Raw genomic sequence first — 11,762 nt, 5'->3', positions numbered from 1 at the left:
TTCAAATATTTGCTCAATTCTACTTTAGCTCATCTATATTTTATAATTTATAAATTTTCTAAAATAGATCTAACGGCAAACCTAGAGGTCAAAACACACCCGCCTAGAAAGGTACCTTCCAAGGCGCCCTTTCCATGGATTCCTCCCCCGCCAAATCCGGCTGCTTCCCCTACTGCATAAAGTCCTGGTATTACCTTCCCCTTTGTATCCAGCACTCTGGAACGCAAATCGGTTTGTAACCCACCCATGGATTTACGAGTCAAAATGAATTCTCGAATCGCGATAAGCGGTTTCGCTTTCGGATCCAGAATCTTTTGAAAATTGCAAGTTCTTACTCTGTCTCCTCGATATTCTCGGAGTTGAGCGATCCTTCTCAACTGATCATCGTTTCTAAAACTCTTTCCTCGATCTATCCGATCATCGTAAGCCCGAATTGTTTTTTCCAAGACTTCAGGTCGCACTGAATTTCGACCGGCGAGTTGATTCATTTTTTCTGCCAGTTCTCCGACAGAATTTGCGATTACGAAATCGACACATTCATTTGTGAGTAATTTTACCAGTCCTTCGTTTCCAAACCAGACAGTCTTTAAGAATCCTATTAGATTTTTATTACGTATCTCATCATTGAATTCTGAACCGGATACCGCTAGTTCCTTGACCGCGATTTTCCAATTCATCACTTGCCACGAATATTTTTCCTTCTGTTTACAGACTTGTTCTACAAGAAATCTTGTATCAAATCCGGTCACCAAAGGCTGAGGTCCGATTCTTTCTCCATTCGAATCCAACCAAAGCGCCGACTTTGGAGGAACTAGACTCAATCCGTGATTTTCCATTTTTGGATTCGGATGGTGAACGCCCGCTGCATAGTTCCACATTTTATCCAGGTGAGTTACCTGAGCTCCGAATTTTTGGGCTTGAGCATGCAAGTCCCCCATCGCAAAGGGATGAGATCCGTTGAGTAATGTTTCTGGAGTTTGACCTAAATGCTTTGGCCAGTGCTTCCTAACCTGCATTAGGTTACCGGCGATTCCTCCAGAGGCGATCACTACATGGTCAGCTTTGAAAATCAATTCTCGTCCGGTCTTTGTTTCCTGCGCAATGCAGCCATCTATCCTTCCGTTGGTTCGAGTAAGACTTTTTACTCTCGCATCGAATACGATTCCAAGACGATTTAGATTTTTATGATGCAAGAGTTTTTGGGCTAAAGTCTCAATCAGACTGTGACCGGTTCCCCAAACCATATGAAATCTCGGGACACTATTGCCGGGCTGGTGCAGGCCTCTTTCCACCCAATGAACAACAGGAAAAAAGCCAACCGAATGTTTGGTTAAATAATAATAGATATCATTTAGAGAATTGTGCACATAAGCTTCCGCCCACGCTTTTGGAAGCAAGTCCTTAGAGCCGAATTCGGCGGTCGAATTCCAATCCGAAAACGCAAGACTTGTGTTGTCTTTTATTCCATTCCTACGCTGAACAGGCGTATTCACCATAAAAATTCCACCAAAGGAGAGTTTGGCGAGTCCGCCAAATCTTTCCCTGGAATCTCGATCTATAATGATTACGTTCCGATCCGCATCTAGCAAATCGAGAGCGGCAACAATACCAGCAAGACCCCCGCCGATTATCGCCACGTCTGAAAAATATTTCTCTTTTTTTGTCTGCTGCATAATACCGGAAAAGTAGTATAGCAGCCAAATCAAGGTAACTACTTGATCCAAATCAAATTATTGGGCGATAAAAGCTTTATATTTAATTAATATTTATCAATCTTTCTTTAGAACGATTTTAAGTTAGCTAAGGAAGGAATGGAATGTTTGCCGCACCCGCTAGGCGGGCCGGGCTCTCCGCTTGTATCTGCGCCGCATCCTACCAAATTAAATCGATTAATATTATTTATTAAACGAAGATGCAGCGCAGGATATCGCTTCGATCCCTTGCGGGTTTCGATCAAATCACATTTGTTCGAAGGTGCTCCTTCAAAAATGAAATCTGGTCCTGAATCATTTTTGGAAAAACAGGAGGATGGTACACTTCAAAATGATCCGCGGGATAGTGGATCACTTTTCCTCTCTTGGCGTCTTTGCCCACTTTGACCGCGATTGATGGGTCCATCAAAGTTTCATGATCGCTTACGCAAACTAGTAATGGGCATTGGATCTTTTTTGCACTCCTAGAGGCGTTGTATAATAGGACCCAAATTCCGGAGCCTGCGGTCACTCTGTTGTCAAAATGATAACGCTCAGGCATAACCGAGTGCCAACCCTCAAGAGCTCCCGGAACCGTCACGAAAGCTAGCTCTCCGGGTCTACCTACCATCGGCACATAAAGCCTAGGTAATTTTAGAAAGGACCTCAGTAGATCTGAAAGAATCGGAAAGGTTAATCGAAGCAAATTTCTAAAACCGGATTTTAGTGCAGGTGAACTTCCTTTGAGTACCGGACATTGAACGATTGTCGCAGCGATCTCAGGATGTCTGGCCGCAGATACGATCACGTGACTTGCTCCAAAGGATGTTCCCCAAAGAGCGATTTGCGATGAATCAATTTTAGGATGCGACTTCAAAAACCGGATCGCTGAATCTATATCCTCCAAATACCTGGGAATACTTAGAAGTTGTCTTGGAGTTCCACCCGAGTCTCCTAAATGACGAAAATCAAACGAGAGCACTGCAACTCCTGCCTCGGAAAATTTTCTTTCATACTGTTCGAGCATCATATCGTGAGTAGCCCCTCCCCCGTGCACCAGGATAATCGCGGGGAAGCGATCGCCCTTTTTACTATGAATATCCGAGACTTCAGGAAGAGTCAGCCATGCGGCACAATAACTATCACCAGAAAAAAAGCTTGTCTTAGTGGTCATACAATCCCCTAAATACGTACGCAGTACGTTTAAAGAGGTTGATATACGTACAATGTACGTATATCAAGAAAAAAATGCCCAGAAATCCTAAATTTTCACGAGAGCAATTGCAAAAAGCCGCCTTATCCCTGGTGGACAAAAAGGGACTAGAAGCGCTTTCAATGCGGAATTTGGCTGCATCAGTAGGAACAGGCGCTATGACAATCTACAACTACGTTTCCGATCGTGCCGAACTCGAATCGATGTTAGTCGAAGCGGTGATGAGCGAAGTTAAATGGTCTCCTAGACCTGGAGCGGATTGGAAACAAGATGTCAGAGACATAGCTCTCGCGATGTGGAAAGCCGCTAGAATTCATCCTCATGTAATTCCCTTAATATTGACTCGAAGAAGTTTTGCGCCGGCGATGTTGGATCCGACCGAAGCACTTTTGGACGCACTTTATAGAGGAGGTCTTACCGGCGGAGATTTGCTGGTTTCCTTTAGAACCGTTTCCGGTTTTGCCACTGGAATTGCGCAGGCAGAACTTGCAGGCCCTTTCTCGATCTCCAAGAAAGAAAACATGAAGAAAGTAATTTCCAGATTTCAATCTCTACCAAAGGAGAAATACCCTCGCTTGATCGAAATCGCAAATGCCGCCAGGGAAAGCAATCCCGAGCGAGAATTTACAACCGGCTTAAATGTTATCATATTCGGACTAGAAGTTTACGGAAAAATAAAGCGTATCTAATGACTCGTAACTCGAATTTTCGCGGTTTGGCAGGTTTAACAACTAAAGTTTGATTTTAAATCTAAGGAAAATTTTTTGAGATTAAACGACCGTTAATTCCTTATAATTTCAATTTTCTTAATATCCGCAAAAAAAACAGCACTCCTCTTTCCATTCAATTCGATGATAGAAAGTTTTCTATCCAATTTAGATTCCTCGCACTCGTCGATACCTAGTATACATGTCTCAAAACAACCCTCTAATAACTCATGATCGAAAGTCGTAATTTTAATCAAGCGAATCCTTTTAAAGCAACAATCGATCAAGAAATCCTCTATCTCCAAAATTCTAATTAAAACGCCGTCTATTTTAGACCAAATTCTGACATCCTGATAATTCATAGCGTTCCGATCCGACCACTCGCCTAGTTTCGTACTGCACACTAGAGCTATGTTTTAGCACCTTGAAGGAATGGAATCTTACACGGTGCTTGTATTTAAATATTTAGTTGCTGAATTTTGAGAAATTGATTTTGATTTTTCCAGTTTGGAAAAGTATTTTATCTGACGTATCTGGAACTTAAGTCACTACGAGAAACTTCAAAAAGGAAATTTATGAATTTTGAAACTGTGCTTCGAATACTATCCAATCTCCATTAAGTAATATGAATCTATTCACATTCACTTCTGATTCCGGATTCGATGAGTACAACAAGTGATAAGATCAAAACTTATTACTTGAGTTAGAGGTATACATCAAAGGTAGACCCTTTATCCACTTCGCTCTGCACTTCAATATGGCCTCCTAAGGATTCGACTTGGTTCTTAGTGATAAAAAGGCCGATTCCCTTTGCGTCTTTATTCCCGTGGAACGTCATGTACATTCCGAATAAATCCTTTCCCCATTTTTTTAAATCGATACCTCGCCCATTGTCTTGAAAGCGAATAACGACAGTCTTGTCCTTTCGAAAAGTTTTAATAAAAATAGATGGTACTTTATTCGGATCACGATACTTTATTGCGTTTGAAATAAAGTTCAGAAAAATACTTTCCATGTAAGACTTCACGTATTTGGAGTAAGTGGCCTCAGAAAAATCGAATTCTATTTCCAGGTTTTTCTCCTCTATTTCGGAACGGAGGATACGGATCGTGCCTTGGAGTATTTCTTCGAATACTATATCCTGCTGCTTTTTATCTAGCGAAACGTTAATATTTACTACTTCAGACAAATCGAAAATAGTATCGTGCAGCTGATCGATCACTTGAAAAATCTTTTCCAAGTATTCCTGCTTTTCGGTTTCGTCTTGAGCTACACTGATGAGCATTTTTAAGGTCTTCAGATTTCCGCTGTGGTTCCTCAGATTGTGAGTAACAATATGAGCAAAATTTAATAATCTCCGATTGTGATCGCTGAGTATATCTATCGACGTCCGAAGCTCGAGTTCTAAGTATTTCCGAATACTAATGTCCTGAACCAAGCCCCTTTGACCAATAGTAGTATTAAAATTGTCCAAAACAGGCTCGGCAACTAACCGAATCCAGTTCGAACGTCTTTTGGCGTCCAAGATTTCTATTTCGATATCGTAAGGAATACCTCGTATGAATGCTCTGTCCGCGGTAACCGCCAAAAGCTCCTTGTATCCTTCTAAGACATGAACTCTTTGACCGATAAAAATATCTCTCATGATCTCTTCGTTCATTTCTAGACCTTCGGATCTAAAATCGGAATATTGAAAGCTGTCGCTAGCTAAATCATATTCCCAATAAATCAAATTAGCTAACTGCTTGGATTTGGATAGAAGCTGGTTGAGTCTTGCAACATCCTCCAATAATTTTTTGCGCCCACTAATATTAATGATCCAGGCAAGGATCCTAGTGTCTCTGCCCGATATCTTTCTGTCTTTGAGGCTAAGTATTTCAAAATACTCAAATTCGCCGGAAATCATTCGGAGTCGAATTTCTTCCTTTAATAATATACCCTCTCTTTCACCCACTTGCAGGAGCTTTTCAAACTTTTCCTTGTCTCGGTGATGAACGATTTTTTCCTTAATCGTATCCAAACTGTCAGATGCTCTTGTTTCGTCCAATCCGAGTATTCCCCGGATTCCAGGTGACCAAAATACGGTCTCGGTACTTTGGTCAAATTCCCAGGCATAAAACCCGCATTTTTCCAGCACTTGGTTTATAATTTCAAATGATAGTTCGAGCTGACTCATTCAGTTGGTTCAATATTTTATAGATTTGCGTACTGAATTCTAAGCAAAATATCTAAAAAAGGGAAATATAATTTTTAGTATTCTTAAATTATAATATTATTTTTTTCCGATGGAAAACTGCAATTTTAAAGTCTGAATAACGTCAATTTCTTTCTATTAAAGAACGCTTGCGAAAGGAAAAAGTCAGCAACAACCGGATATCGTCTTCTCAGTATTTGCAGACCCTGTATCCGTACAATCAAAGAGACCAAAATGCTCTTTCCTTTCCCCGAGAACCTCGAAATGTTTGGAATATCTGGTTTCTTCGAGCATCATCGCAGTGTTTCCGCAAACCGAAGTCCATTTTCCTTTCTCAAAAGCGTGGTGGTCGTCTAATTCAAACACGTTCGGGCAGTGTTCGATCGTTCCGAGATACTTCGCGGTTTGACCATAATCTTCGCAACGATCCTCTAAATCTAATTTGAAAGCTCGAATCGTCATCGCATAGAATTCATTCTTACCGATTTTCTCCTCCAATTCTGGATTTTGGACCAAGATTCTGGACTTAGAAAGCACTCTAAAATCGCTGCATCCGATCTGATTCAAAAGTCTCCTAAAATCCTCAGTATACATTGCTCCACCCAAGCACTCGCCAAGAAGCACAGAATCTTCAGAAATCTCTCTCGGTAACCTGCGGTTCGAAAATATATCAGAAAAAAATAATTCACCACCCGGTTTGAGTACCCTAAAAATTTCAGAAAACACTTTCTCCTTACTGGGAGAAAGATTGATCACGCAATTTGAAATCACGATGTCTATGGAAGAATCCCCAACTTGGCAGGATCTCAAATCCTCAATGAACCCGTTTATGAATTTAATGTTGAGTTCAGAATATCCGAATAATTTTGAATGATACTCTTTGTATTTGTTTGCGACCTCGATCTGTTCTTTCGTCATGTCAATTCCGATCACTTTTCCGGTTGCACCTACAAGTTTCGAAAGAACAAAACAGTCCCTTCCTGAACCGCTCCCTAAATCTAAAACTGTTTTGCCTTCCAAATCGTACGGAATTGGAGAACCGCATCCGTAGAATTTTTCTTTCACCTCTTCATGAATGTTTTGTAGGATTTCCTTCAAATACTTGGGAGGGCTTTGGGAAACTGTGCATGCATTTGTCTGAAGATCGAGATTCGATTTTAATGTTTTTCCATAGTAATCTTTTACGATTTCCAATTCCGATCTAGGATCATTTCCTATAAACATATATGCACTCCGATTTCATTTTCACGCATTCTGACTCTTTCTGTAATTAAATGATATTTTTAGTCAGTCCAGGAACGCAGCAAAGTAAGCCTGTACCTGGTAGGACTCCAACAGATACTTCTCTCCTAGGCCCACATTCAAACAACGACACAGTGAGAATCAAAATTATAATATATAAGAGCTTTCGCATAAAAAGGGCAGATTCGACAGGATGATTTGTTAAAAGAGAAATGGATTGAGAAATCCCATCAAGAATTTTTCGGACCTGTGAGAAGATAAGCCTCCAGCCAATCCTTCCCCTTTCAGTTGGATTGGTTCTTAATCTCCGTAATTAAAGTATCCGAATATTTTGACCCTTTATAAACCGATACGATCTCAATTGCAACGAACGTATAGAAAGCTTTTTCAGTTTCTGCAACTCCTGGCTGAGCTGTGCCCTTCAAAGGTACTTTAGGTAATTTTAATTCTTGGTAACCGTAGGTATCTTTCAGGGTTTGTTTGCTCTTTCCTCGCAGCTGTAAATTTTCATATACGGAACCGATTTGTGCGGCTCCATATTCTCCTGCCTCAAAAATGTAAATATTGATTTCTTTGGGACGATTATTGGCAAAATACAATTCCTTGGATTTGCCGTAGCCAGAAAAAATTTGTATTGGAGTCTGGACATCGATCCTTGCGAGAACAAACTCTCCGATTCCGTCACCTTCTACTCCTTCCGACCAAGCTGTGCTTGTGTCTCCGTCTCTCAAATGAAAAGGAGAATATCTGCATGTAGCGGCATCTCTTTCTACGAATAAATCCATGTTATCTTCATTCATTACTTTGGGTACTTTCGGAATTCCGGAAGTTGGTAGCAAAATGGATGTGGCCCAATCCTTAGACAAATAGTAGCTACTCGGAAAAATATGCCCTGCTCCATCTCCATAAAGTCTTTGAATTTGGCCGCCCAAGATCTGATTTTTTAGAACTTGGTTATGCTTACTAGTGCAAGGACTTCCTTCGTACATTTGTCCGAACACTTGGTTCGAATAGTATAGAAAAATGAAAATGAATAAAAGGATCTTTCTCAAGAGGACCTCCCCTCAAACGAAGAATTTAAGTAACTTATCAATGATAGAACGTCAATAATCTTTTGCATAACAAAAATCTTAGGCTTTCCGAGCTTTCGTTTATGCAAACACGTAACATCCGATTGTCGATCGATTAAACAATTTGATACCTGAATTACAGCAAATTTCGTTTGCACGTATCTTCCAAATTTCAATCGTGATTCGAAACATTGATAATTTATTAATATACTTATGAAACTACGATTGAGACTATTTTTTATTATCATCTCCGGATTTTGGAAAAGACCGATCCGCTTTTCCGATCGAGCCTTGCTGCGGATTCCCGTATTACCGAACGATATAGATGTTCGAATCATGACAAACGATCGCTACTTTGCATTTATGGATCTTGGAAGGATCGATTTTATGCAGAGGCTAGGAGTATTAAAGAAGATATTTGCAAAAAATTGGGTACCGATCGTGCTCACTCAATTCATTCAATATAAGGCGCCGATTTCTGTGTTTCAACAAGTGGAATTACATACTAAGGTGCTATGGTGGGATGAATATGATTTTTGGATCGAACAGGTTTTTATGAGAAAGAATAAACTCTTAGCAATCGGTTATGTCCAAGCGAGCTGGTATAGAAAAGGAGTCAGGATCCCCTCTTCTCAATTCTTCCAGTTGATTCCAGCGGAGTATTCACTTTCCGATCCGCCGGAAAATTTAAAGTCTATTCTGCAATTAGGTCAGGAAATCAGGACCAATGCTAGGCGACTTAAAAAATCCGGGACATTTGCCACCAGTAAATAGTAATTAGTCGGTCGCTGCAAAATCATCTGTCTATATCTCACTTGCAATTTCTGATACACATTGAAGAGTTACTTTTGCACTCTAGTTGGGCGATGAAAACTATCGAGCGAAATCAATTTTACGGGAAAGTAAAACGCATCCAGAAAGGAGCCGTAAATTCAGCAATTAGTATATTATTAAAAGGTGATCAAGAAATTGTAGCTACGATTACCAACCAAAGTGTAATAAATCTAGGACTAAAATCGGGAAGTGATGTGTATGCTCTAATCAAAGCTTCCTTTGCGCTACTTTCGACAGATTTGGAGCAATCCATCAGTTCGGAGAATCGCCTCATTGGAAAAGTTTCCTCCATTTCAAAGGGAGCAGTGAACGACGAAATAGTGGTTGAAGTAAACGGGGGAAATAAGCTGACTTCGATCATTACGAGTGAAGCTAGGAAAGATCTGAACCTGATCGTCGGAAATGATGTCTGCGCTTTTTTTAATGCATCTTCTGTAATCTTAGCATTGGATTAATTTCCCGAATTTCTCGTTTAATCGTTGTATTTCGCTTGAATTCCTCTATATGAATGAATATGGGAGTTTTTCGATCGATACAAAAATTCTTAAGTAAAATCGCTCATTTGGGTGTGACCCCAAAGACATCGACACTGGAGACGAAGTACATCATACTCGTTAACAGTTCGGCTTTGGTGGTGTTAATGATTTCAGCGTTCCTAAATCTGGTCGTAGCGATTGAGATATTCTACGGACCGATTCTGCTTCTCGGGGCTATCTACGAAGTTCTTTTGCTATTTGTATTTTTCTTAAATTACAAAAATAAACTATCCTTCGTTCGAGCATACTTTGCAACAATTTCCATTTTGTTCCTTACGTCCCTGTCCTTGCTAGTAGGAAAAGAAATGGATTTCCAACTTTACTTGCTTACGGTTGCACTACTCACCTATTTTATAGGACCTCCGAAAGAAAAAAGAACAACCCTTACCCTAGTGGCAATTGCATTTTTGGTGTTTATTGCGATCGAGTACTGGTTTATCGACCATGATTCTTTCCATAAATTTGCCGCACCAAAAGAAGTAATGGCTTTTACAAAAATGGTAATGCACGTAGGACTCGGAATTTTAGTAACAGGGTTCAGTTACTATATTTATAATACTTACATGAGTGCAGAAATAGAGTTAGATCAGGAGAGAGCAAAATCAGAAGGTCTACTACTGAACATTTTACCTAAATCGATCGCAGAAAGATTAAAGGGAAAAGAAACCTTTATAGCAGACCGATTCGATCAGGCGGCTATTCTATTCGCAGACATCGTGGGCTTTACTGAACTCGCAGAATCTATGAGTCCGGAACAAGTCGTAAATCTTTTGAACGATATATTCAGCGAGTTCGATCGTGAATCGGAAAAATTCGGATTAGAAAAAATTAAAACGATCGGAGACGCTTATATGGTCGCCGGAGGAATTCCTTCGGAGGACGAAGAAAGCCTTAAAAAAATCGCTCATTTAGCACTTTCGATGCAGACGATTATGAGGAACAAATACGGAGATCGAATCCGATTAAGGATAGGTATGCACACCGGCCCGGCGGTCGCCGGTATCATCGGTCAAAGAAAATTCACCTATGATCTCTGGGGAGATAGCGTAAATACTGCGAGTCGAATGGAATCCCACGGACTAGGCGGAAGCATCAATGTAAGCAAAGATGTGTACGAGAAGCTAAATGATTCCTTTGACTTTGAATTCCGTGGAAAGATTTCCATGAAAGGAAAGGGGGAACTCGAGACCTACCTTTTGACCGGGATCAAGAATTCTTGATCTGATTTTTGAATCCATTCTCTTTTTTCACAAATCATCCTCTCGAATCAGCCGACGGAAAATTCGCTTTCTCGTGTCCAATGTTGTCCGGGTGGACGACCGATTCTTAAAAACTATATACACTCAAGTCATTGAGTGATAATAAAATCCGCCCTTTCTTACAAGGCGGGTTTTTCAATCAGGGAGGATCCAAAAATGAAAATACAAAAAATGATCCGAGTGCCATTGGCAGTCGCTATATTATTCGCGATGAATTGTGCACCGAAACATTTTATCTATCGGTTAGATCCGAAAAAAGGAGGAGTTTATTTGTCTACATGGACCAGTCGGGCATTCGATGTTAAGTACAGGACTTTTTCGTGTACCGTTTTAGGAGAAGAACTAAAATGCGATAAGGAAATAAAGATTACCGTGGATGAAAATTACTGGAAGGGCGGTTATCTAAAATGAAGGAAAGTATCAGGAAAACATACTTAATCCAATTCTTATTTCTTTCTATTTTCTTTATTTCCAATTGCTTGACTGTTACTGGTCACTGGCTCCTGGAAATCAAGGAAGTCAAGGAAGTCAAGCCAAAAGACGAGAAGAAGGAAACTGCTCCGACTCAGTATATTGTTAAACGACTAGTTCCCGAAGAACATCAAATCTTGGGTGGAGTGCAAAAGACAGAATGGTATTTACCCGATGTTCTAGTTTGTGTTTCTGATTCCGAAAGCAATTTAAATTGCAAATAGAGAAGGTTTATAGTCATGAAAAAAATTATCATTACTTTCACTTTACTCCTGACGAATTGCGCTACTTATAAAACAAACTTATCCGTTGCTCAAATCAATGAAAACACATACTTGAGAGTATACGCAGTGATTAAGAAGAAACGCACAAATAATTTTCCGTACCATGGAGTAGAGAAATGCACGGTCGCCGATTCAAAGGTAGAATGCATTGATCTAAAATTGAGTATTAACGACCTTGATTGAACTACCGAATTCGCACCGATACTAGAATAGCTTTTTCCTAGTATCGGTGCAGTTTTTTTTTGGATCCGGTTCGCTGCC

Annotated in this window: 13 protein-coding genes; 7 read left to right on the top strand and 6 right to left on the bottom strand. The window is 40.2% G+C overall.

Going from position 1 to position 11,762, the window contains the following annotated elements:
- Positions 1 to 47: 47 nt before the first annotated feature.
- Both CH373_RS14150 and CH373_RS14145 read right to left on the bottom strand, forming a co-directional pair.
- Positions 48 to 1,673: an FAD-binding dehydrogenase gene (locus CH373_RS14150; RefSeq protein WP_100734101.1), complete on the bottom strand. Its 1,626-nt coding sequence runs from the start codon at positions 1,671 to 1,673 to the stop codon at positions 48 to 50.
- A 280-nt stretch (positions 1,674 to 1,953) separates the two neighbouring features.
- The gene (locus CH373_RS14145; protein WP_100714228.1) at positions 1,954 to 2,865 is read right to left on the bottom strand and encodes an alpha/beta hydrolase; all 912 of its coding nucleotides are present in this window, start codon (positions 2,863 to 2,865) and stop codon (positions 1,954 to 1,956) included.
- Between the two features lie 74 nt (positions 2,866 to 2,939).
- Between CH373_RS14145 and CH373_RS14140 the strand changes: the two genes are divergently transcribed.
- The gene (locus tag CH373_RS14140) at positions 2,940 to 3,593 is read left to right on the top strand and encodes a TetR/AcrR family transcriptional regulator (RefSeq protein WP_100714227.1); all 654 of its coding nucleotides are present in this window, start codon (positions 2,940 to 2,942) and stop codon (positions 3,591 to 3,593) included.
- 92 nt (positions 3,594 to 3,685) lie between these two features.
- On the opposite strand, the gene CH373_RS18665 is transcribed toward CH373_RS14140, so the two are convergent.
- From CH373_RS18665 to CH373_RS14120, 4 genes are all read right to left on the bottom strand, one after another.
- The gene (locus CH373_RS18665) at positions 3,686 to 3,973 is read right to left on the bottom strand and encodes a hypothetical protein (RefSeq protein ID WP_100714226.1); all 288 of its coding nucleotides are present in this window, start codon (positions 3,971 to 3,973) and stop codon (positions 3,686 to 3,688) included.
- 341 nt (positions 3,974 to 4,314) lie between these two features.
- Positions 4,315 to 5,787, bottom strand: coding sequence for a sensor histidine kinase (locus CH373_RS14130; RefSeq protein ID WP_100714225.1), 1,473 nt, complete (start codon positions 5,785 to 5,787; stop codon positions 4,315 to 4,317).
- Between the two features lie 183 nt (positions 5,788 to 5,970).
- Positions 5,971 to 7,029: a methyltransferase domain-containing protein gene (locus CH373_RS14125; protein ID WP_100714224.1), complete on the bottom strand. Its 1,059-nt coding sequence runs from the start codon at positions 7,027 to 7,029 to the stop codon at positions 5,971 to 5,973.
- 302 nt (positions 7,030 to 7,331) lie between these two features.
- Positions 7,332 to 8,099 (bottom strand): NADase-type glycan-binding domain-containing protein, encoded by a 768-nt coding sequence (locus CH373_RS14120; RefSeq protein ID WP_100714223.1) that lies wholly within the window; start codon positions 8,097 to 8,099, stop codon positions 7,332 to 7,334.
- 243 nt (positions 8,100 to 8,342) lie between these two features.
- Between CH373_RS14120 and CH373_RS14115 the strand changes: the two genes are divergently transcribed.
- The 6 genes from CH373_RS14115 to CH373_RS14090 all read left to right on the top strand — a co-directional run bounded on the left by CH373_RS14115 (position 8,343) and on the right by CH373_RS14090 (position 11,684).
- A complete protein-coding gene (locus CH373_RS14115) occupies positions 8,343 to 8,891 on the top strand; it encodes an acyl-CoA thioesterase (protein ID WP_165778842.1) in 549 nt (182 codons plus the stop codon).
- A 74-nt stretch (positions 8,892 to 8,965) separates the two neighbouring features.
- Positions 8,966 to 9,406 carry a TOBE domain-containing protein gene (locus CH373_RS14110; protein ID WP_243393402.1) on the top strand — a complete coding sequence of 147 codons (441 nt, stop codon included), beginning with the start codon at positions 8,966 to 8,968 and terminating at the stop codon, positions 9,404 to 9,406.
- A gap of 185 nt (positions 9,407 to 9,591) precedes the next feature.
- Positions 9,592 to 10,707, top strand: a complete 1,116-nt coding sequence (locus tag CH373_RS14105; RefSeq protein WP_207761476.1) for an adenylate/guanylate cyclase domain-containing protein — start codon at positions 9,592 to 9,594, stop codon at positions 10,705 to 10,707.
- A gap of 195 nt (positions 10,708 to 10,902) precedes the next feature.
- Complete coding sequence (locus CH373_RS14100) at positions 10,903 to 11,157, top strand: hypothetical protein (RefSeq protein ID WP_100714219.1); 255 nt, start codon at positions 10,903 to 10,905, stop codon at positions 11,155 to 11,157.
- Positions 11,154 to 11,441, top strand: a complete 288-nt coding sequence (locus CH373_RS14095; RefSeq protein WP_100714218.1) for a hypothetical protein — start codon at positions 11,154 to 11,156, stop codon at positions 11,439 to 11,441. The genes CH373_RS14100 and CH373_RS14095 overlap by 4 nt, the downstream gene beginning before the upstream one ends.
- 15 nt (positions 11,442 to 11,456) lie before the next feature.
- Positions 11,457 to 11,684, top strand: coding sequence for a hypothetical protein (locus tag CH373_RS14090; RefSeq protein ID WP_100714217.1), 228 nt, complete (start codon positions 11,457 to 11,459; stop codon positions 11,682 to 11,684).
- Positions 11,685 to 11,762 lie beyond the last annotated feature (78 nt).

Origin of the sequence: Leptospira perolatii (assembly GCF_002811875.1) — a bacterium.
GTDB lineage: Bacteria > Spirochaetota > Leptospiria > Leptospirales > Leptospiraceae > Leptospira_B > Leptospira_B perolatii.
This window is presented reverse-complemented; position numbering and strand designations above follow the sequence as displayed.